The following is a 22,570-nucleotide window of genomic DNA, read 5'->3' as shown; positions in this document are numbered from 1 at the left end:
AAGAATTAGATTAAATCACAACAGAAGTTAGGAATCTTAGCACTCAGCACTCAGCACTCAGCACTCAGCACTCAGCACTCCCTACTCTTCAATTTCTTCCAATTCTTCTTCCTCTTCTTCGTCTTCAGCAGTCTTACGGACGGAGTTAGCGGAGACAACGGCACCTTTTTCGAGTTTTTCTTTAACTAATTTCTTGAGTTGCTCGGTGACTTCGGGTTTTTCTTCCATATACTTAATCGCATTGTCGCGACCTTGGGAGATGTTCTCACCGTTATAGCTGTACCAGGCGCCTTTACGGGTTAAGATGCCGGTTTCTTCAGCTAAGTCTACTAAACAACCAATAGTTGAAATACCTTTACCAAAGATAATGTCAAACTCGGCAATTCGAAAAGGAGGCGCCACTTTGTTTTTAGCGACTTTGACTTTTACTCTGTTACCGAACTCTTCAGCACCTTTCTTCAAGGTTTGAATCCGACGAATATCTAAACGTACCGATGAATAATACTTCAACGCATTACCACCAGTGGTAGTTTCAGGGTTGCCGTAGCTAACACCAATTTTTTGGCGCAACTGGTTAATAAATATTACAGTACAACCAGATTTACCAATGTTACCAGTGATTTTACGTAGAGCTTGGCTCATCAAGCGCGCTTGTAAACCAACGTGAGCATCACCCATTTCACCTTCGATTTCCGCACGGGGTACAAGTGCTGCTACCGAGTCAATAACAACAATGTCCACTGCTGCCGAACGAACCAACTGGTCAACGATTTCTAACGCTGCTTCACCAGTATCAGGCTGAGAAATCAACAGATTTTCGATATCTACACCTAACGCTGCTGAGTAAGCAGGGTCAAGTGCGTGTTCTGCATCGACATAAGCAGCAATACCACCCTCTCTTTGCACTTCTGCAACCGCGTGTAGCGCTACTGTCGTTTTACCAGAACTCTCTGGTCCGTAGATTTCGATTACCCGACCCTTAGGTAAACCACCACCCAACGCTAAATCCAACGTCAAGGCACCGCTCGAAATCGTTTCAACCTTCATCCGGTTGGCATCACCAAGACGCATTATCGTGCCTTTTCCAAAAGTCTTCTCAATTTGGCTAAGAACCATATTGAGCGCTTTTTGCTTACCTGAGTTGTTATCTTTTTCTTTATCGGTGTTTGCTGCCATTAGAGCCTCTACGCTTACGTGAAAAACTACTTTAAAGATTCGTGCTTAATTTGTATTCTGGCTGATGTCTTTTTTACGAACATTTATACTATCTTACGCCAGAAAAATCTAAAATGGAATATACTTTACAAAATTGTGACAATATCCTAACGCGATTTTAGTCTAGAGGAGGTAGTACTTACTCACCACGCACAAAAATTTGTAAAATAAACATTTAACCTCCGCAAATACACGTAGCTAGTCAAATTGAATAGGTTGGTAGGGTGTGTGATGCCTATACAGTTAGAAAATAATATATAAGAACTAGTAGCATCACGCACCATTAAAAACATTTACAAAAATTAACAAAACTACACATACGAATTACATAGCTTGAGCTTGGTTGCGCGCGTTCCAAAGCAAGCGATATCATGCTAAGTGTAGTGAAATTACGCCCATCGGCAGAATTTTGACAACGACTCGTTGTCAGAAACATCATTAAAGCGTGTAACAGCCTTCATGACTTACAATCCAAGCACGTTTGCTCCTGAAACAGCTGTATCAGTGGCAGGTCTAACCGAATATATCCAGGTACTGCTCGAAGAAAATGAAATTCTTCGTCAAATTTGGGTGGTTGGGGAAGTATCTAGCGTTAATAACCACCGTGTTGGGTTATTTTTTACACTTCAAGACCCAGGTGGTGGCGCCTCAATTAAATGTGTAACGTGGAAAACTCAGGTTGCGAAGCTAACGCGAATTCCTGCTGCTGGAGAACAAATAATAATTTTAGGCAGCATACGGTTATATCCAGCGCGCGGAGAATACCAAATTCAAGTTTGGCAAGTAATACCCGTAGGTGAAGGTTTACAAGCTATTCGTTACAAACAGTTAAAAAATCGTTTAGCAGCAGAAGGATTATTTGACCAAGACCGTAAACGAGATATTCCATCACATCCAAAAACTATTGCCGTTGTCTCCTCCCCCACAGCTGCAGCATGGGGAGACATTCAAAAAACCCTACGCAGTCGTTATCCAGGTTTACACGTTTTATTTTCCCCTGCGATTGTACAAGGGGATGAGGCGCCACCTTCTATAGTTCATGCGATTAAACGTGTAGAAAAAGATGGACGAGCAGAAGTATTGATATTAGCGCGCGGTGGAGGCGCCGTTGAGGAATTAGCTTGTTTTGATGATGAGCGCGTAGTAATGGCAGTCGCAAATTGTACAATACCTGTAATTACGGGTATTGGACACCAGCGTGATGAATCATTAGCTGATTTAGCAGCAGATTTGCGCGTACACACTCCCACCGCAGCAGCAGAACGAGTAGTACCATCTTTAGAAGACTTATATAATCAACATCAAGACCGCATTGAAGAATTAACAGCAGTAGTTAACTATATATATGAAAATGCCGCGAATAAACTGGAAAAAATGCGAAACCGTCTACAAAGACTAAGTTTGGATAAACAAGTAAAACAAAGAATTGAAGCATTAAATTGGCGGAAAGAGCGATTATTACAAACCACATCACAAAAATTAATTTCCGAAAAACAACATATAGAAATGTTACGGCAAAAACTGCAAACTCTCGACCCAAAGAAAGTATTACAGCGTGGTTATGCAGTTGTAAGAAAAGAAAATGGAGAAATCGCGCGCGCGGCAAGTGACTTAAATATAGGAGACGAGTTAGTTGTACTATTAGGTGAAGGTAAAGTAAAAGTAAAAGTAACACAAGTAAAAGAAAATTAATCAACCGTAGCACAGGCATCCTGCCTGTGCAGTGCATATAATCATTTCGTAGGTTAGGCATCTTGCCTGACCTAGGCACAGGTAAAAGTAATACAATAAAAAATAACCGCAAAGGACGCAAAGGACGCAAAGAATTAATGGTTAAGGGTAAGAAGATAACAAGTGATGAATTTAGCTATGAAGCTAAAGTTGCCGAAATTGACAGTATAATTGCCAGAATCGAAGCAGGTACACTTGATTTAGCAGAAGTCTTTGAACAATTTGCTACTGCTGTGGAATATTTAAAGGAGTGCGATAGTTTTCTTCTGGCAAAGCAGGAACAGGTAGATATACTCATTGAAACACTACAAGATGAGTCATCTGGATAACTCAACCAACCAATAAAATTTTAGGGAGTTATATTTTATGACGCTATCTATTGAACAAACCTCTATACTAACTCTGGAAGAATTCTTAGAACTGCCTGAAACAAAACCTGCAAGCGAATATATTGATGGGGTAATTTACCAAAAACCTATGCCACAAGGAAAACATAGCACGTTACAAATCGAATTATCTTCTAATATCAATCAAGTTGGAAAGCGAAAAAGTTAGCTTATGCGCTACCAGAATTACGCTGTACTTTCGCGGGTAAGTCGATAGTTCCAGATATTGCTGTATTTGAATGGCAAAGAATTCCTCTTGACGCTAACGGTCAAATTGCAAACAGGTTTAATATTCATCCTGATTGGATAATCGAAATTCTTTCTCCAAACTTATTACGAGTAAAGATATTGGTGTAAGCTGGTATTCTCAAGCTGAAGTATAGATACTGACGGAGATTTTGAGTTTGAGCTTCCTCGAATTTTTTCAAATTTATCAATTCTACAATAAATATCTGTAATGCAGTCAGAAAAATTATAAGTATATTTAGATTTTGATAACCATTGGTTAACAAATCTGGAGGCACCATCACATTGAAATCGCTACTATTAATAGTACTTGATTAAATTTTTGTAGCATAATTAATCCCCCCTATCCCCCCTTAATAAGGGGGGAAAAAGAAGAGTTTAAAGTCCCCCTTAATAAGGGGAAAAAAGAAGGATTTAAAGCCCCCCTTATTAAGGGGGGTTGGGGGGATCAAATTTCATCATCAATATGTTGGGTTCCGTTCCTCCACCCAATCTACAGCAAGATATTTCGTGAAGCGTATTTACAAGAGTACAACAGTGTGTTGTGCTTTTTTTTAATACGTATCATACATTTATTGTTACAAAATTGCTACAAAAATGGTTTAGCATTGCCTATAGACTTTTTTCCCAAAGCAAGTTACTAATAATACTCAACTCTTGTTGGAACGAGTTTTACCTATTAACTGTTGGGTAATTAAATATCTGCTGCTTACTCTTAAATCTTCTTACCCCTTACTCCGATGAAACCCTTTTTGTTTGTCACTGACCTTGATAACACCCTAGTTAATCACACTGTCACTGGCGCCGATGATCAATTAGTACTATTGAACCAAATTTTGATCAACCATAGACAAAATTATGGCAGTAAGATTGTATATGCAACTGGTCGTTCGCCTGTACTATATAGGGAACTAAAAGAAGAGAAGAACTTGATAGACCCTGATGCATTGGTCGTATCTGTAGGGACGGAAATTTATTTTGATAATAGCGAAACCCCCGATGCGTCTTGGTCGGAGAAGCTTTCAAATGGGTGGAATAAGGAAGCTGTTATCGAAGTGACATCACAATTTCCGGAGTTAGTTCCACAACCTGACACCGAACAACGTCCATTTAAGGTAAGTTTCTTCTTGAAAGAGGAAGTATCAGAAAAAATTTTGCAAAAACTTGAGTCAGAGTTGCAAAAATGTGCTTTAAATATAAAGTTAATCTATAGTAGTGGGATTGACCTTGACATTGTGCCCCGTAACAGCGATAAAGGTCAGGCAGTACAGTTTCTACGTCAAAAATGGAAATTTGTAGCTGAACAAACGGTTGTTTGCGGAGATTCAGGTAACGATATATCATTATTTGCTACTGGAGATGAACGGGGAATTCTTGTCGGGAATGCACGCCCGGAGTTGCTACAGTGGTACAGTCAAAATCGCACTGGTTACCGTTACTTAGCTTCTAATTATTGTGCAGGTGGAATTATTGAAGGTTTGAAACATTTTGGTTTCGTAGAATGATTAGTTATCTCAAAGGTCTCGTTGCTAATATTCAAAGCAGTGGTAATCGCCATATTCTCACCCTAGAGGTGAATTATATGGGATACGACTTGATTGTTCCCGGAAAACTGGCTAAACAATTGCCTGGTTCGGGTGAGAGTGTTCAGATTTTTACTCACTATCAAGTGCGTGAAGAAGTTCCGTTACTGTATGGTTTTGGTTCACCAGCAGAACGTGATTTGTTTCGCCATTTGTTAGGTGTAAGTGGAATAGGCGCCGCATTAGCTATTGCATTACTCGATACTCTCGAAGTACCGGAGTTAGTGCAAGCAATTGTTACAGCAAATGTACAATTAATTATTCAGGCGCCTGGTGTTGGGAAGAAAACGGCTGAACGAATTTGTTTGGAACTAAAAAGCAAGCTCATTGAGTGGCGTAAAACTGCTGGCTTTTTTGTTGCTACCGATGGTCCGGCGCCAAGTATTCTCGAAGAAGTACAAAGTACACTACTAGCACTTGGTTACACAGCAGGTGAGGTCAGTCACGCTTTACACTTCGTTAGCGAAGATATTGGACTACCTAAAGATGCTTTTGTAGAAGACTGGATACGTCAGGCTATAGCACATCTAAGTAGTACAGAAGTGTAATGATTCTTGATTTACTATGTATTTGGGTCATCTACTTTGCCTTACTAATTAATTTTTACTCCAAATCTTATGTCCGCATATGCTTGGATAGAAGAATCGTTAGAAACTATTCAACGCGCAAACTGGTATCGTTCAACACAAACTATTCACGGTATTCCAGGCGCCGTTGTTGTTTTGGAGGGTAAGGAAGTTATAAATTTTGCTAGTAATGATTATTTAGGTTTAGCAGGTGATGAACGTTTAATCACCGCAGCAGTAAACGCAGTTAAAGAATTTGGCACAGGTTCTACTGGTTCACGGTTACTTAGCGGACAGCGTTCCTTACACCAAGAACTAGAACGGTCAATAGCATCTCTTAAACAAACTCAAGATGCTATTGTTTTTAGTTCCGGTTATCTCGCGAATATCGGCGCCATTACTGCACTAGTTGGTAAACGTGATTTAATATTATCTGACCAATATAATCATTCCAGTCTTAAAAATGGCGCAGTTCTCAGTGGTGCAACTATTACCGAGTATCCGCACTGTAATACTGAAGTTTTAAAAAACCAGCTTATCGAACAACGTCAAAACTATCGTCGCTGTTTGATAATCACCGATAGCGTTTTTAGTATGGACGGTGATTTATGTCCTTTACCTATACTATTAGATTTAGCAGAAGAATTTAACTGTATGTTGCTAGTCGATGAAGCACATGGTACTGGAGTATTAGGTAATTCTGGCGCCGGATGTGTTGAACATTTTGGATGTACAGGTAGAGAATTGATACAAATGGGTACTCTTAGCAAAGCTTTGGGTAGTTTGGGAGGATACGTTACAGCTCGTGCCAATTTAATTGACTTTCTTCGTAATCGGGCGCCGAGTTGGATTTATACTACTGCTTTATCACCTGCTGACACAGCATCCGCGCGTGCTGCCATTGATATAATACGGAACGAACCGCAGCGAAGAACGCAACTATGGCACAATGTAGAATACTTAAAAGAATTGATACAAAAATATTTACCTGAATTAAAAATATTACCTTCATCTTCACCTATAATGTGCTTTCAGTTAGCAAATACTGCGGATGCTTTAAAAGCAGGTAAACACTTAAAAGAATCTGGTATTTTTGCACCTGCAATTCGTCCTCCAACAGTACCCACAAGTCGCATTCGCATTACACTAATGGCAACGCATGAAAAAATTCATATTGAAAAATTAGTTGAAGTGCTGTGTAGTATGTAGGGCATAGCCCCACCTTACAGATTAAGAAAATATTATAAATAAATTAACCGTGTAATAATCCCAAAATCAATCTAAGGTAATAGAATTTTGGTATATTTTTGACAATCTACCACAGTATGAAGGTTTCTAAAAACTTCCGTCGTTTCATCTACCTTGCACTTTGTATTGTTGCTATGATTGTGGCTTGTGCAAGACAGCCTCAACAAAGTAGTCAACAAGTAGCTCAAAAAAGCAAGCAGCATAATGCTATTATTTTTGTTGCTGATGGTTTACGTCCTGATTGGGTAAATTCTACCGATACTCCCAATTTAAACCAAATTCGTTCTGAGGGTGTAACTTTTCTTAATAGTCATTCTTTATTTCCGACTTTTACTACCGCGAATGCTTCCGCTATTGCAACAGGACATTTTCTCGGTGATACTGGTGACTTTAGTAATACAATCCAAGTAAATGCCCCTGTTAAAAGTGCAAAAAACAGTCTTGTTCCTTTTTTAGAGAATAATGCCGTTATTAGAGAAGTTAACAAACAATTCGGTGCCAATTTCTTAAATGAGCAAACTTTACTCTTCACCGCGCGTAAAGCAGGTTTTAGTACAGCAGCAGTTGGGAAAATAGGTCCTGTGCTAATTCAAGACGTAACTTTACAAAAAGGTGAACCGACGATTATTGTTGATGATGATACAGGTAAACCCGAAGGTGTTGCACTCAATCCAGATATAATCAGCTTGCTTGAAAAAAATTCTTTACCAAAAGAAACACCATCACGCGGTGAGAACGGTAAAAGCGGTGATAATAAAACCCCAGGAACTACAACTGCAAACGTAACTCAGCAGCAATATTTTGCTGATGTTACAACCAAAATCATTCTGCCGTTATTTCAACAGCGTCAAAAGCCTTTTTTAATGGTATATTGGTCGCGTGACCCTGATGGTACACAGCATAATCATGGTGATAGTCTTAACCAGTTAGTACCGGGAATTAACGGCCCTACAGTTCAAGCTGCTCGGCAAAACGTTGATAAAAATTTAGCGCAAATTCGAGGCGCCCTGAAAGAGTTAGGATTAGAAGAAACAACAGATATATTTATTACTGCTGACCACGGGTTTTCAACAATTAGTAAAGAAAGTAAAACGAGTTATGCAGCAACTTTAAATTATCCTGATGTACCGAAAGGATTTTTACCATCAGGGTTTTTGGCAATTGATTTAGCGAAAGATTTGGGACTACCTTTATTTGACCCAGATAAAAAGAATGCTGGTGTAGACCCAACAAAAGGACAACATACCCGAAATCATATACTTAGTAAAGACCCAAATAAACCTGATCTAATTGTGGCAGCAAACGGTGGTTCAGATTTAATATATCTACCAAATAAAGCAAATCAAAAAGATTTGGCACCAAAAATTGTTGCTTCACTACTCAAACAGGATTATATTAGCGGTATTTTCGTCAATAATGATGTAGGTAAAATACCTGGTACATTATCACTAGAGAATATAGGACTTAGAGGAAACGCGCGTACACCCAAACCTTCAATGCTAATAAACTTTCGTTCCTTTGACACAGGTTGTGGAACTCCAACAGCATGTGGTGCAGAAGTATCTGATACAGCATTACAACAAGGGCAAGGAATGCACGGTAGTTTTAGCCGTGCGGACACTTACAATATGATGGGCGCCATTGGCCCTGATTTTAAAAAGGGATTTAAAGACTTTGCACCTGTAAGTAATGCTGATGTACCACGCACAATTGCTAAAGTATTAAATTTGCAACTCAAACCTTTGGGAAGATTAACAGGAAGAGTGATAAATGAAGCATTGGTAGGTCAACCGGATACAGTGGGTGCCAAATCTTTTACAATGGAATCACTACCTGCTGCGAATGGTTTAAAAACGATTTTGAAATATCAAACCGTTGGTAAAACACGTTACTTTGATGTTGCGGGATTTCCTGGTAGGACGTTAGGGTTGTAGGGTGCGTGACGCTATAACAATCTATAAACTAAACGAATAAACCTGTAGCGTCACGCACCATCAGCAGCGTTATTATCAGCAGGCGCCGATGTAATTTTAAATTGTAATTGGTGCGTCACAGCACTATATTTTCGCTTCGTTGTTCGATTGTTGTTGCTGTGACGCACCCTACTTTTCGTATATTTCTAATGGTAAGCCGTCGGGGTCTTGGAAAAAGGTATATTTTTTATCTGTAATATCGTCAACTCTAACATTTTCGACTTCGACACCTTGAGATTGTAAATACGATACGGTCTCTTCTATATTCTCAACCTCGAATGCTAAATGCCTTAAACCACATGCTTCAGGTCTGTTTGGTCGTTGTGGGGGGTTTGGGAATGAGAACAACTCGATTTGATTTTCTCCAACTTGTAAATCTAATTTGTAGGAGTTTCGCTTATCCCGATAATTTTCTTGGATAATTTTAAAGCCTAGGATTTCGACGTAGAATTTTTTGGATATCTCGTAATTAGAACAGATGATTGCAGCGTGGTGAATTTTAATAGGCTTCATAATTAGGATTTACGCATTTTAATAATAAATTGTAGAGACGTGTAAACCGAAGGTTTTCCCGCAGGGATTAATCACGTCTCTACATATATTAAGAGTCTTGTAATATGGTTTTTGATACAATCCTGGTTTTTTTACGGTCAGCTTCTGATAAGTCTTGCCCTGCTTGAAGTTGGGTAGCAGAAGTTTGTAACACTGTTGCTGCACTCATATCGCCCATTTGTAAAGCGGTTTTTGCAGCGGTTTGTAGCATTGTTGCCGCGCCTGCTCGATCACCCATTTGAAGTTTTGTTTCTGCAAGCTGGGTTTGTCGGTATTTTGCTAGCGCTAAAACATGCTGTTGTACGTTGGGGTCTGCTGCTGCCTGATATTGTCCTGTAACATTTGCCTCGACAAAGAATATTTCTGAAAGTACTCCTGTAATGTTTTGACTGGGGTCATCGTAACGCACTTGTAATTGTGCAATTGGTTGTCTACCTATTGGCAGTTGCGAAATATACAAGTTTGCTAGGATTACCCGTTCAACATCACGCATCAAGTCGCCGATGCGTACAGATATTCGCCCATCGGGGTCTTGCTGTACGGGTAACTCAATTGTTTCCGGCGCCACTTGTGCTACAGGTTTGAGTTCGGCTAACCGTACTTTTGGAACTAACGAAAACAGTAGGTAGGCATTTGTTAAACTCACGGTTTGAATGCGCGTGAATAGCTGATTAAACTTTGCTTCCGCCTCATCGGGTTGCTGAATGTGGGATAATGAGCCACCACCAGCATCAGCAATTTGTTCGAGAACATCTTGGTTCCAATTGTCCCCAAATCCTAACGTGTTCAAAGTCAAATTGTAGCTAGCAGCTAATTTGGCAAATTCTAAACAGCGTTTATTGCTACCATGTTCGTTTTCACCGTCGGTCAGTAAAAAAGCTTGCGATATTGACTCTTTACTACCTTTGGTCAGTTCCTTAATGCCCAACTGCAAACCTTCATCAATGGCAGTACCCCCATCAGCAGCAAGCTTGTTGATTTGCTGTTTGATGCGTTCTGGGTCTTCTACTGTTTGGTTGGATACCAACACCTTCGCGCGGTGGTCAAAAATAACAACACTAAGGCGGTCACCAGGATTTAATCTGTCAACAATACGGCAAGCCGCTTTTTTGACAGTTTCTAACGGGCGCCCACTCATCGAACCACTATGGTCAAGAATTAGGCACAAATTCAACGGTACATTGCGGTTAATACTATCCGCAACGGCTGATATCGATATCGCCAACTGCCGTTGACTATTCGGCTGGCTCCCATCTAAGTTGACATCATTTAGCGCAGGCTGCAAGCTAACCTTCATAAATCCTTCTATCCCGGCGACACGTGTTTATAATTAACTTCAGTAAGCAGTGTAACTGCTACGGAAAAGTTAGAATTGTTAATTATCCTCGGTTGATAGTCAACTACTACTGGTTACGAATTAGTACTTAATAACCATTAATCGAATGGCACTTATTCAGCACTATAGTACTGAATAAATTCGGAAACTGGGAGTAAATGACTAAAAGAACCAAGGACTATTTATAGATTAACGAGAGATTCGCTCTTATTATCGAGAAATCCACACCTCCAGTTGACCTGCTGAAACGTTAGGATGTATTACAGTTAACGGCATTATCTCAGGCAACAGTTGCTATGGACTCTTACCCCATCAAGGCTGTGCAAGCCCCATATTACGGCGATAACTTTTACCGCACACCGCCACCAGATTTACCCTCTCTTTTGTTGAAGGAGCGAATTGTCTATCTCGGAATGCCGCTGGTTCCTGCTGTTACGGAACTAATAGTTGCCGAACTGCTGTTCTTGCAATCAGACGACCCCGAAAAGCCAATTAAGATTTACATCAACTCGACTGGCACATCTGGTTATAGTGGCGAACCAGTTGGCTTTGAAACAGAAGCCTTTGCCATTTATGACACAATGAAGTACATAAAACCGCCTATCCACACCATTTGTATTGGTTCTGCAATGGGTATGTCGGCTATGCTCCTCAGTGCAGGTACAAAAGGCTGTCGTGCCTCGTTGCCCCACGCTACGATTATACTCCACCAGCCCAAGAGCTATGCTCAAGGTCAAGCCACGGATATTCAAATTCGCGCCAAAGAAGTTTTAGCAAACAAAGCTACTATGGTCGATATCCTCTCGACTACTACAGGCCAAACCAAGCAGAGAATCGAGAAGGACATGGATCGTCTTTTCTATATGACACCTCATCAGGCTGTGGAATATGGATTGATTGACCGAGTATTCGAGAAAGAAGAACTTGCCAATCCCCCACTCCCCGCTGCGAGCATCCTTTAAATGGTGCTGAGTGGAAAGTGCAGAGTGCTGAGTAAATAGAATTTGAGTTAAGAGTTAATAGTTACAAGTTTTATATTAAAAACTATCTACCTACTCAGCACTCAGCACTCAGCACTCAGCACTCAGCACTCAGCACTCAGCACTCAGCACTCAGCACTCAGCACTCAGCACTCAGCACTCAGCACTCCTAACTAATAACTATTCACATTTGGAGTTACATTAAAATGCCTATAGGTGTTCCAAAAGTTCCTTACCGGATGCCGGGGGAACAATATACACAGTGGGTTGACATTTACAACCGTCTTTACCGTGAGCGGGTTATATTCTTACCGCGCGATATTGACGATGAAATCGCCAACCAAATCGTAGCAGTAATGCTTTATCTTGATTCGGAAGACCCTGGTAAAGATATTTCTCTATATATAAACTCTCCAGGTGGGATGGTAACATCCGGGTTGATGATTTATGACACAATGCAGCATATTAAATCTGATGTTGTAACGATTTGTGTCGGTTTGGCTGCTTCAATGGGTTCATTCTTGTTGGCAGGTGGCGCCAAAGGTAAGCGTTTGGCATTACCACACTCGCGTATCATGATACACCAACCAAGTGGTGGCACGCGCGGGCAAGCTACAGATATTGAAATTGAAGCGCGCGAAATTCTGAGAATTCGCCATCAACTCAACGGTATCTATGCTACCAACACAGGGCAACCATTAGAAAAAATTGAAAGAGACATGGATCGTGACTTTTTCATGTCCGCACAAGAGGCTAAAGATTACGGCTTGATTGACAAAGTGATCGAAGAACGTCCTTAATTAACTTAGCCATCTTCTTAGATTTCCTCTTAGATTCCCGACTTCTTGAAGAAGTCGGGAATCTTATGTATTTAATCTTGTGTATCTAGTTATAAATATTACATTTGTATACCTGATTTTTGCCATTCCTCTTTTCAAAAAAGCTGTTAAGGCGGTATTATGTGTAGCGTAATTTTGCTTTAATACGGATGGTAAAGTTGTTTATAGTAAGTAAGTGCGGGTGCAAAGTTTCCGGAAAAGCATTTTACGTTTCCGAAGAAATTGTCAAGACTAAACTAGATAAAGTCAGTCAATAGTCTTTTTTATTGAAGTACCAGGTTCTAAGCTTAATTATGTAAGTACCCGCTCCTGGTATTTGCAAACTGCTCCTGAAATAGACGAATAGTGCTACAACGGCGCCTCCAAGAGGCATTTACAAAGAGTTAAGAGTCAGGTATAAACACTCAGCACTCAGCACTCGTACAGACGCGATTAATCGCGTCTGTACCTAGCACTCAGAACTATCTTCAGGTTATGTAAACAATTATTCTTGCTTGTGATGGCTTAAAGATGGATGTAGTAGATTGCTACCGTGTATTAGGGTTAAGGTCGGGCGCCTCGTTTTCCGACATCAAAGCTTCGTATCGTAAACTAGCACAGCAATACCACCCCGATATCAATCCAAATGACAATAAAGCAAAAGAAAAGTTTATCGCGCTGACAGAAGCCTACAAATTCCTTTTACAGGTAGTAGCACCAGTAGCTTCAGTTTCCAATGCACCAACTCAACCAGCAACACCAAAAACAACTACTCAGGCGCCACCCAAACAACCTCCCAAGCAACCACCACAACAAGCACAACCACAACCTAAACCGCCAAACATACTTGAAATAGAACGGCGCCTAAAGTGGAAAACATACGAACAACTACAGCGCTTCATCCGCGAACGACGTTTTCCACAAGCCATCGCTTTAGCAGAAGCATTAGCCGAACGCTTACCCGAAGACCCCGAAGTTAAACAGTGGCAAGCAATATCGTACCAAGTATGGGGACGCGCGCTAATAGCCGATAAACAGTGGTTAAAAGCTCGTATATACCTGAAAAAAGCCCTAAAAACTGACCCCAATAATAAATCCCTATTCGACGAAGTACAACGCGACTTCCAAAAACTAGAGCAAATCTTCTAACACAACTCTTGTGAAGCAGGCATCCCTGCCTGCCCTGATATATAAGTATTAGCTGCCCTGATATAAAGGACGGGCAAGGATGCCATTGGTGTCAAGTTAAGGTTGGCGCCCATACGTCCAACGATAGGTTTTATGATGAACGAGGTATAAACATGAACTTTTTGCTTACTTTTATACTTAAGCTGCAATCGAAGCAGATAAACAAAGTACTAATAGCCGCTGAAAAAGTTCATTTTTTGTTCCTTTCAGACGCAAATTTTAAGCATAAATACTTATTGTTCTAGTAGATTTAGTTCTAGCAAGGGTTGAGAATTTTCATCAAGTTTCAATTTACCACCTAATTTGCCATTAATTTCCAATGTATACTTACCTTTTGATAAACCTTGTAAATAATAAACTCCAGCATTATTAGTCACAGAAAAAATTCGGTTCTTATTATCTGTTTCTATAGCTTCTACTCTTGCGCCTGCAACTGCTTTACCTTGGGCATCAGTGACAATTCCTGATACTGTATATGAACGAATTAATGGAATTGATACACGGGCAAAGCTACCAGCAACTACATCAACGGCATAAGCAGTAGTTTTAGTTTGCCAGTCAGGAGGAAAATCAGCAGGATCAATATCTAAGCGATAAGTTCCAGGCGCCAGACGTACAGTAGCACGATCTCCTTGAATATCTGGTTGTAAAGACTTTAATGGTTTATTATTAATTGAAACTATAGTACCTAAGTTTTCTGTATACAATTTTTCTCTATTATCTAGTTGACCATTACTATTAGCATCAAAAAATGGCTGAATTAATAAACCACCTTGGGTACGAAAGTAGTTAGAACGTCTATCCCCTAATGAAATACCTTCTTGCAAATTCAAGCTAGAAACTAGCTCGAACTTGAAAGCAGGTTCATTAGCAGTTAGAGATACACCTTCATAGCGTCCTCGTAACAATAAACCTGGTATCACTGTTGTTTCTAATGAGGCAATTACTCCATTACCTTGGGAACCTATACCATAACCCATTTGTACTGCCCACAAATAAGCATTATCAATGGTCTTTTTTTGAGAACGATATTGCCAACCTAACGTAAGCAAGTTGTTACTATTATTGAGATTACGTGTTTCGTAATTTAAAAGTAATGAATGTCCTGAAACACTACTGTCAGACAAATTGTATGTTAACTGTGAAGCAGTACCTATTTCACTACCTTGAAGACTTAATTCTAGTTTGTCAAGACGTTGTAATGAATTCCAACGAAGGCGATTTTCCGTATCCAGGCTCACACGATTAAAGCTAAAATAGTTTTTAGTCTGAAAGTTAAGTTGTATTCCGCCAGATGTTGCATCTCGACTGTTTGTAGTAGCAAATAAGCTAATACCAGGAAATATATTCCAATTGAGATTCAACCGACTAGATAGAAAATCCCTGGCAAATGAAACGTTGAACTGACGAGATGGTTCATAACGAATGTCAGCAATTGTATTCAACTCATTTCCTCCCAGTGCTGAAATTGCGACTTGTAATGGAAAGTTGGTTGGACGATAGAATACTTCTGCTAGTCCTTGAATAGATTTGTGATAGACTGCACCTACACCTACTGTCAATTCTTCTGATAAACCCCAACGTCCAGCAATTCCACCTTGAAAATCAGAAAAATTACCTAACAAACTTTGATTTTGATCAAATTTCCGCTGCCACCCACCGGAAACAACCCATGCTGAAGTACCATCTGGAATTTGTCCTGGTATTGCGGAAAAATTTGCTTGTTGAGTTTCTGGTTGTGCTGTCAGTCTTCCTTGGGGATAAAGTAAGACACGATAGTTACTAGCTAAAGATTGGTTATCACCCTTAATATTTTCAAAACGATAAATACCAGAAGAATCAACTAAGGTTTCAGCAATAATTTTATCTGCAAAACCTTTCACCAATCTTATTAAAGTTCCAGGTTTAGCTTGACCAGTAATAGTGCGTCCAATTTCCCCTGTTTGTAGTCTTTGTTGTGGATGTGACAAGCCACCTCCAAAGGATTTAAGAGGTGTAAAGCCTTGACGGTTGATCGACGTAAAACCCCAATAATCACCTAAATTTTGGCTTGGCCAGAAAGTGGGATGAGAGCCAACAAAATAATCTGCTTGGTTGGTTTGGCGTAAAAACTGGGCTTCATTTATTCTCCATGCTTGTGGGTTTTGTAAATCTGCTTGATTAATACTCAAAAACCATGAACCACCAGCAAGCGTGCCAACTGCCAGGAAATCTCCCTGATAATTTCTTGATGTACTTGTAGTCGCAGTTGCATTAATTTTTTGCTCAATCGCTGCTATGTTAAAGTTTTCAGATTTGATAATTGGTAAACCATCTAAAATGATTGGTGTTTCAGACGAATCAGTACTGTTATTGGTTTGATTGAGCCAAGGTATGTCTAAAATAATAGCATATTCATTAATATCAAATTTTGCCTTGATGCCGAACAGTGTTTGTAAATCAGCGATAGAAAATACTAATCCTAGTTCTCGATCTGTCTGAAGTTTTTTTGTATCTATTCGTGTGACAATTCCTGGTGAACGTAATTCTAATTGACCATCTGGCAAAGAGGTTTGATTCAGTTTCAGAGTTTTAATTACTATGTCATAAGGTAAGAGCCAATTAGAAAAATCAATTGCTTGAGAACCATCTTCTTTACCACGCACTAGGATGCTAGAATTATCATTAGCTTTACCTGCATTTAAACCTACAGGGAAAACTTGAAATTCTAATTTTTGATCAACTTGTTTATTTATTATTTCTTCAGCGTTAGAAATTGGTAAATTATTAGCATATACTGGAGAAGTAATAATTTCACAAATAATAAATATTTTAGGAATCCAATATATAAATTGATTGAGTTTTAATTGAGCTAGCACAACTTATTAGCCCGATGCCTAATTTTAATAAAAGAAGAGACATTAAGTTGCTATGTCTCTCAAAATAATCAAAATAATTAACTACCATATAAGTAATAAAGTTAATGGCATTGATAACTGATACAAAATCTCTTTTATTTAACTTTTGTTTCAGTACTTTGATTAGGTATGATAATATTCAAATTAAAGGGCAATTGCTTTTTATTGGAACCCTCTTCCCATGTTAATTCACCACTTAGCTGATATTGACCAGGAGCAAGCTTTTCTTTATCAGGGTAATTTAATGATAACTTATTTTCTCCTTCTGCCATGACAACACCTAAGTCGATCTGCCCTGCTTTGATCGCTGTTGCCCCATTACGTAATGTCCAGTTTATTTTTGTTAAAGCGGTGGCTTTACCATTGTTGCGAAGTAAAATTTGAATCTGTTGTTTTTGCTGATTAAAACTGGCACTATCTAGTAATGGTTTAGCGGATAGATTACCCTTGCGTACATATAATGTTACTCCCAAGCGTGTTAATAGATTTACTTTATTACCCTGATTATCCTTGGACTCGTTAAGAGTTTCGTTAAATACGACGGCACGATACTCGCCTTCAGGAAGATTAGGGGCTAGCCTGCTGATAAGACGTACTCGCCTAGTTTCCCCTGGTTTGATCATCAACTCACGGGGTGAAAATTGTAAGTATGGAGTGAGGTCAGTCGGACTTGATTTGATAGTTTGGAATCCTGTATCACGATTATATGTGAAAGGTTCGGCATAAATACGAACACGAGTAGAAGCATTACTAGTGTTGGTAATTGAGATTGTGTTTTGGGCTTGTCCGTTATCTGTTTTAGCTTCGATGACAATTGGAGCAATACGGACTTGAGCACCAGCTTTACCTGTAAATAAAAGTAAGGTAGATAAACAAGCTCCAAAAGTGATTTGAGTAAGCCATTTATTTTTAAACATAGTTGGTCGTTATTTTGAGGTAGCAATAGTTTGATATGAACCAGAATATTAAGATTACTAGTAGTAGTTAATATAACAGCGCTACTCGGAATTATCATAATTAAAGCAGTCCTAACTTAGTCTTTCATGACTACTATAGGTCTCTAATGTTTTTATTAATTTTTGAGGATTGTATTAATAAAAATACAGAAATAAAACCATAGAATTGGGAGCTTAGTCTCTGAGATAGCTCCCAAAACTTTATGCCTTTACACGCTTTTACTTATCTTTGATTACCTACTTATAGCGTTTCCTAAGCAAATGAGGTACACTTAATTCTTTACTAACAGAATAAGTAGTTTTAAAAACGTACTTAACTAGACAGGGAAACGCTATATTAGATTTACTTCCCCTTTAAAGGACTAATTAGGAGTACCTGGTACAGCTGTTACAACCACTGTATAAGAATAATTACCTTGTGGTATAGGCGCTCCGCTAGTAACAGTTAAAATTACGGGAATTCGATTTACCCCAGAAGAAAGAACATTAGGTCCTTGAGCCTGTGCTGTACCTCCAGAAACAGGTTGTCCAGGTTGCACATTATAACTGACTGTACCTGAAGTATTGCAAGCGAATGTGGCTGCTCCTTGACCATAGAGTACGTTAGTACCACTTAGATTTAATTGACCTGGTTCAACACCTTCTACACTACAGAAATTTTGGACTTGTCCTTGAAATGGAACGGGGGCTGATTGAGCCATTGTTTTAGGAGCAAAAGCAACACTACCAGCCAGTACGCACGCGGATGCCAATAAAAAACGACGAATCATAAATTAACCTTTCTAAAAATAAATTATCACCAATCAGAAAAACTAAACACACATAAGACACTATGCCTATACACAGATAACCTATTATTCAAAATATTGAAATATCAATTAATAACTGTATATAGACAATATTCTGATTAACAAAAGGACTTTGCCTCTAGGCTTTTGTCTTTGGTTTAGTTCATGACACTAATATACAAAATAATTTATACAAAAAAATTGTAATAATTACTGAATTTAGGCGATTTTGCTTTAAACCAGTGATCATACGTGTTTTTTGTGATTTTTAAGATTTTTTTTAAATTTTATATTTAGCCTAAGTATTAATACTGAAATAAATATGAACTTTGGGAAACAGTCTGCTCCTAGATTTGCGCTTCCTGTGCGGTTGGCAGAGGCGCCAATATTTGCTACTTTTAAATGATATAGTGTAACTTAGTAATAAATTTTTCTCTTCCATCACCAGTGGTGACGTTACAACAATATAGAAGTAATTGATTTGGTTCCTGCTTTTCAAAGCACTGTTGTAACTGGTTTGCTTAAGTATCTAGGGTGCTTAAGCAGAGAGGAAATTTTCCTAGATACAAACATCCCAGCGAATACATTGTCAAATTTACGGTTGTAACGCAATAGTTGTTCGTATGGCACCAACAATGCTTCTAGAAAATCTTTGCTAAAGGTTTCTTGAGGATTATGGTTTATTAAAGATTCGTATTCTACTATTTCATCTAATAAATTCCTGATTTGAGCAAAGTAAGAATCTATTATCAATTTCCAACCTTCGGGGTCTTTTTGCTTTTTCTCGCTCGTTTTGATGCAAGCTGATAATTGCTTGCTAGAATTTATCTATCCAAGATTTAGTTATTTGATACCTCACATCTTGCACCAAGAAAAATTGATGGATTTTAAGCACTCAGTAGTAAGCGCAAAAGCCTTGATTTATCGAGAAAAACCAATATAAGTAGTGTAGCTTTATCGCATAGCTTTTTGCTTTAACCGAGTATGTACTGAGAGGTGCAAGATATAAGATACTGTTGTTGGAAGTTCCTATATAGCGCGCGACTGTAAAGCCACCTCTTGACCTTGCTTGACCAACAAGAACAATATTGCCATCTCCTTGAGTCGCAACGTAACATCCTGTAATATTTAGTAATATTTAGTAATATTTAGTTGGATTCTTTTAGCCTCCACCCAACCTACATAGCTTCATAATGTGCAGTTAAGAAAGTTGCACATTCAGGGGTAACATTTCTGATTTGATACAATTATGCTGGAGTCAAGTGTTACAGTCTAAACTTACTAATACATTTAAACTGGGCACCAGTATTATTTGAGATTCAAGTAATAAAAATACTAATATTCTATGGAATCTACTGTTACTCAGTTGGATAAACCGCATGTAAATTCAGAATTACTTAAGGATTTACATTTTACTGCTAACCATGCTCACAACTGGCGCCTATTAATATTTCTAGTTTTATATGTTGTAGCTGCGTATACAGCTTTTGTTGTATCCCAAACAATTATAAGTCCTTGGTGCTACTTGATTTGTTTACCGTTTTATTTAGTTGCAGCAGCTTCGTTACATGGAATTAGTCTATTTACCCATGAGGGAGTACATGGAGTTTTGCATAGTAATACAGTATGGAATCGTTTTTTAAGTATTATTTGTGCTTTGCCTGTTGGACAAAATTACTCAGCGTATAAAGTGCTGCATCTTAAACACCATAAACATTTGGGTAAGACAGGCGACCCTGACCATTATAGTAATTACACGAAGTGGACTTGGTTACAATTTTTGATGCACTGGGGGCGCCTAATTATTGGTTATCCAGTGTATTTAGTCGCAATTCCAGTTTTAGGGTTTCGTCAAGGTGATGCTCAAGACAAAGTTTGGATTGTTATTGAGGTTGCTTTATTGGGAATCATAACTACAGCCCTAATTATGGCGCCAATCAATATCAACTTATTTATACATGGTTGGTTGATCCCAATGGTATTTATTAACACGATGGTGAATATTCGCGGGATGAGTCAGCACACACTGCTAGAACACGAGTTCGATACGATACGCGGTACACGCACTATTCTTACAAACCCAGTCACGCGCTTTTTCATGTGTAACGAAAATTATCACCTCGAGCATCATTTGTATCCTGGTGTACCTTGGTATAATTTACCACGTTTACATGATGAACTTAAAGATGAACTAATATCCAAAGGCGCCCCATTTATTCCTTCGTATTTCGCTTTTGTACGTGATTTTGCTCTTGCTAGTTTACAGAAATCACCTGTTGGAAGTGTTGCTATTAAATAATCTAAATTTATGCAGGCATTTAAATCAAAGCAAGTATATGCAAGTAAAACACCAGAATTATGCTGGGAAGAACTAATTACATTACCTACATTGGAGACAGCCGTAGCGCATGTCGCAAAAGTTTACAATTTTAATAAGCATCCTTACATTATATGGATGAATAATAAATCAACAAGCCGTGATGCTTTTCGTCAAAGTCAATTACCTTTTCGCTTTGCCGTTGAGTCATTTTCCCAAGCTTTAGCTGCGGTTCTCGCGCGCGTACAATTTCTTGAAGCACGACTGCCACTTTATGCCAATATTGCTGAGGAACACGGTTATGGTAATCCTCTACGTTCCCACAAATTTAGTTTCCGCGAGTATTTACTTGCTTTGGGAGCTTCGGAAGTAGAATTAAATACATTTTGTACTACTCCTGTTCTCGGATTTAATCAATCTATTTTGACTTACTGTCTAACTCAAAGTCCAGAAGCAGGCGCCGCAATGCTGTGTATAATCGAATATCTATATGTAGGGATTAGCGCTTCGATTGCTAGCACCTTACAACAAAAGGTTTGGACACTTCCAGGTAGTCAGTCACATTACACAACCCACGAAAAACTCGATACCGAACATGCTAGAGATTTAATGAATGTAGCAACTCCAGCTTGGAAAGAAATAATATCGCGTTCCCAAGTTTCCCAAGCGCTTGTTCTTGGCGCCTACTATTTTTGGAGTCTGTACGATGATTTGTGCCCCACCAACTGAATTAGCATTTTCCCAAGTTCGCGAAGACCCTACAATTGAACTGCGGATTATCAAGCAATTATCCCAATCCCAAAATCATCCGTTACGACTGCTGTTAATTGCATCAGGAGGTTGTACTGTCCTCAGTTTACTGGCATGTCCAGAGGTAGCACACATTGATGCAGTTGATTTAAATCCTGCACAACTTCATTTAGTTGAGTTACGACGACAGGCATTATTATATTTATCCCTAGAAGAACAACTAGATTTAATCGGCGCCAAATCAGTAACTCAAGCTCAAAGAGTTAATATATACAATCAAATTGCAGCTAATTTGCCAATATCCACCAAAAATTACTGGGACACACGAATTGAACAAATTGCTTTTGGTGTTAACCAAGTTGGCAAATTCGAGCAATTATTTCGTGAATTATCTGCTTCTTTTACTGCATCTGGTCTCATCCCACTCCGCGACCCAGACACAGCGACTCGTAACCCTCAATGGCACCAAATTTTTGAAAGCGTTTTCGAGCGAAACAAACTCGCGCGTATTTTTGGTGATGCTGCTGTTAATTACTCGATGGATAGAAGCTTTGGTACACATTTTGCCGATGTTTTTGCTCAAGCGTTACAAAAATACACAAAGGCAAATTACTTTCTAACTCAAGTTTGGAGCGATTGTTATTCATATGGTATCGATGGAGTACCGCTTTACCTCCAACCGGGAATGCAAATCTCAATTCGAGAGCTTGGAACTTCAAGGTTAAAGTTACATCACGGTGCTTTTGCTCAAAAAATGCTCGAACTTGCTCGGAACCAACCTTTTGACTTGATCCAATTTTCTAATATTTCCGATTGGATGCCCCCTACAGACTTAGATGACATGCTTCAAAATGCGGTGCGTTGCCTCAAACCTGGTGGCGCCTTGGTTGGACGGCGCCTAAATGGGGATCACTGCCTAGAAAAGGTCATGGCTAAACATATCTATATTAATGAAAACCTAAATCGTACACTCTTGGAATCTGACCGTTCGTTCTTCTACCGTGAAGTCGTTGTAGGTTGGAAAATTTAAGTTAATCTAA

General features: G+C 39.0%; 20 protein-coding genes and 1 pseudogene. 13 read left to right on the top strand and 8 right to left on the bottom strand.

The features are described from left to right. Positions 1-81: 81 nt before the first annotated feature. Complete coding sequence (gene recA / locus AC2JBO_RS06145) at positions 82-1,176, bottom strand: recombinase RecA (protein ID WP_496952745.1); 1,095 nt, start codon at positions 1,174-1,176, stop codon at positions 82-84. A gap of 498 nt (positions 1,177-1,674) precedes the next feature. On the opposite strand from recA, the gene xseA reads away from it, so the two are divergent. The 3 genes and pseudogenes from xseA to AC2JBO_RS06130 form a co-directional block, all read left to right on the top strand. After that, positions 1,675-2,907, top strand: a complete 1,233-nt coding sequence (xseA, locus tag AC2JBO_RS06140) for an exodeoxyribonuclease VII large subunit (protein ID WP_496952744.1) — start codon at positions 1,675-1,677, stop codon at positions 2,905-2,907. A 137-nt stretch (positions 2,908-3,044) separates the two neighbouring features. Further along, positions 3,045-3,275 (top strand): exodeoxyribonuclease VII small subunit, encoded by a 231-nt coding sequence (gene xseB, locus AC2JBO_RS06135; RefSeq protein ID WP_496952763.1) that lies wholly within the window; start codon positions 3,045-3,047, stop codon positions 3,273-3,275. 37 nt (positions 3,276-3,312) lie between these two features. After that, positions 3,313-3,662: pseudogene (locus AC2JBO_RS06130) on the top strand (Uma2 family endonuclease); the annotation flags it as partial. Here AC2JBO_RS06130 and AC2JBO_RS06125 read toward each other — a convergent pair. Further along, a complete protein-coding gene (locus tag AC2JBO_RS06125; RefSeq protein ID WP_496952764.1) occupies positions 3,626-3,859 on the bottom strand; it encodes a hypothetical protein in 234 nt (77 codons plus the stop codon). The pseudogene AC2JBO_RS06130 and the gene AC2JBO_RS06125 overlap by 37 nt on opposite strands. Before the next feature lie 459 nt (positions 3,860-4,318). Here AC2JBO_RS06125 and AC2JBO_RS06120 point away from each other — a divergent pair, with 459 nt between their 5' ends. The 4 genes from AC2JBO_RS06120 (at position 4,319) to AC2JBO_RS06105 (ending at position 8,909) form a co-directional block, all read left to right on the top strand. Beyond that, entirely contained in the window at positions 4,319-5,083 is a 765-nt protein-coding gene (locus AC2JBO_RS06120; protein ID WP_496952743.1) for a sucrose-phosphate phosphatase, read from the top strand. Then, positions 5,080-5,709 (top strand): Holliday junction branch migration protein RuvA, encoded by a 630-nt coding sequence (gene ruvA / locus AC2JBO_RS06115; protein ID WP_496952742.1) that lies wholly within the window; start codon positions 5,080-5,082, stop codon positions 5,707-5,709. Before AC2JBO_RS06120 ends, ruvA begins: the two co-directional genes overlap by 4 nt. Positions 5,710-5,778: 69 nt before the next feature. After that, positions 5,779-6,936, top strand: coding sequence for an 8-amino-7-oxononanoate synthase (bioF, locus tag AC2JBO_RS06110; RefSeq protein ID WP_496952741.1), 1,158 nt, complete (start codon positions 5,779-5,781; stop codon positions 6,934-6,936). 116 nt (positions 6,937-7,052) lie between these two features. Further along, positions 7,053-8,909, top strand: coding sequence for an alkaline phosphatase family protein (locus tag AC2JBO_RS06105; protein ID WP_496952740.1), 1,857 nt, complete (start codon positions 7,053-7,055; stop codon positions 8,907-8,909). A gap of 168 nt (positions 8,910-9,077) precedes the next feature. Here the strand turns inward: AC2JBO_RS06105 and gloA2 are convergent, their stop codons facing one another. Then, positions 9,078-9,461: an SMU1112c/YaeR family gloxylase I-like metalloprotein gene (gene gloA2, locus AC2JBO_RS06100; RefSeq protein WP_496952739.1), complete on the bottom strand. Its 384-nt coding sequence runs from the start codon at positions 9,459-9,461 to the stop codon at positions 9,078-9,080. An 88-nt stretch (positions 9,462-9,549) separates the two neighbouring features. Further along, positions 9,550-10,797 (bottom strand): vWA domain-containing protein, encoded by a 1,248-nt coding sequence (locus AC2JBO_RS06095; RefSeq protein WP_496952738.1) that lies wholly within the window; start codon positions 10,795-10,797, stop codon positions 9,550-9,552. A gap of 335 nt (positions 10,798-11,132) precedes the next feature. Between AC2JBO_RS06095 and AC2JBO_RS06090 the strand changes: the two genes are divergently transcribed. The 3 genes from AC2JBO_RS06090 to AC2JBO_RS06080 all read left to right on the top strand — a co-directional run bounded on the left by AC2JBO_RS06090 (position 11,133) and on the right by AC2JBO_RS06080 (position 13,783). Beyond that, complete coding sequence (locus AC2JBO_RS06090) at positions 11,133-11,798, top strand: ATP-dependent Clp protease proteolytic subunit (RefSeq protein ID WP_496952737.1); 666 nt, start codon at positions 11,133-11,135, stop codon at positions 11,796-11,798. A gap of 224 nt (positions 11,799-12,022) precedes the next feature. Continuing rightward, positions 12,023-12,616, top strand: coding sequence for an ATP-dependent Clp protease proteolytic subunit (locus tag AC2JBO_RS06085; protein WP_019491391.1), 594 nt, complete (start codon positions 12,023-12,025; stop codon positions 12,614-12,616). Positions 12,617-13,165: 549 nt separating this feature from the next. Beyond that, positions 13,166-13,783 carry a J domain-containing protein gene (locus AC2JBO_RS06080; RefSeq protein WP_496952736.1) on the top strand — a complete coding sequence of 206 codons (618 nt, stop codon included), beginning with the start codon at positions 13,166-13,168 and terminating at the stop codon, positions 13,781-13,783. 272 nt (positions 13,784-14,055) lie between these two features. On the opposite strand, the gene AC2JBO_RS06075 is transcribed toward AC2JBO_RS06080, so the two are convergent. The 4 genes from AC2JBO_RS06075 to AC2JBO_RS06060 form a co-directional block, all read right to left on the bottom strand. Continuing rightward, on the bottom strand, positions 14,056-16,680 hold the full coding sequence (locus AC2JBO_RS06075) for a carboxypeptidase-like regulatory domain-containing protein (RefSeq protein ID WP_496952735.1): 2,625 nt from the start codon (positions 16,678-16,680) through the stop codon (positions 14,056-14,058). A 134-nt stretch (positions 16,681-16,814) separates the two neighbouring features. After that, positions 16,815-17,636, bottom strand: a complete 822-nt coding sequence (locus AC2JBO_RS06070; protein WP_496952734.1) for a fimbrial biogenesis chaperone — start codon at positions 17,634-17,636, stop codon at positions 16,815-16,817. Between the two features lie 401 nt (positions 17,637-18,037). Next, positions 18,038-18,445: a hypothetical protein gene (locus tag AC2JBO_RS06065; RefSeq protein ID WP_496952733.1), complete on the bottom strand. Its 408-nt coding sequence runs from the start codon at positions 18,443-18,445 to the stop codon at positions 18,038-18,040. A 513-nt stretch (positions 18,446-18,958) separates the two neighbouring features. Then, positions 18,959-19,216 (bottom strand): hypothetical protein, encoded by a 258-nt coding sequence (locus tag AC2JBO_RS06060; RefSeq protein WP_496952732.1) that lies wholly within the window; start codon positions 19,214-19,216, stop codon positions 18,959-18,961. A gap of 592 nt (positions 19,217-19,808) precedes the next feature. On the opposite strand from AC2JBO_RS06060, the gene AC2JBO_RS06055 reads away from it, so the two are divergent. Genes AC2JBO_RS06055 through AC2JBO_RS06045 form a run of 3 tightly spaced genes read left to right on the top strand, consistent with a single transcriptional unit; the run spans position 19,809 to position 22,560 of the window. Beyond that, positions 19,809-20,762 carry a fatty acid desaturase family protein gene (locus AC2JBO_RS06055; RefSeq protein ID WP_496952731.1) on the top strand — a complete coding sequence of 318 codons (954 nt, stop codon included), beginning with the start codon at positions 19,809-19,811 and terminating at the stop codon, positions 20,760-20,762. Between the two features lie 9 nt (positions 20,763-20,771). After that, a complete protein-coding gene (locus AC2JBO_RS06050) occupies positions 20,772-21,509 on the top strand; it encodes an iron-containing redox enzyme family protein (protein ID WP_496952730.1) in 738 nt (245 codons plus the stop codon). Continuing rightward, the gene (locus AC2JBO_RS06045) at positions 21,487-22,560 is read left to right on the top strand and encodes a DUF3419 family protein (protein WP_496952729.1); all 1,074 of its coding nucleotides are present in this window, start codon (positions 21,487-21,489) and stop codon (positions 22,558-22,560) included. The genes AC2JBO_RS06050 and AC2JBO_RS06045 overlap by 23 nt, the downstream gene beginning before the upstream one ends. The last annotated feature ends 10 nt before the right edge of the window (positions 22,561-22,570 follow it).

This window comes from Calothrix sp. CBUCES-K 9914 (assembly GCF_059640475.1).
This window is presented reverse-complemented; position numbering and strand designations above follow the sequence as displayed.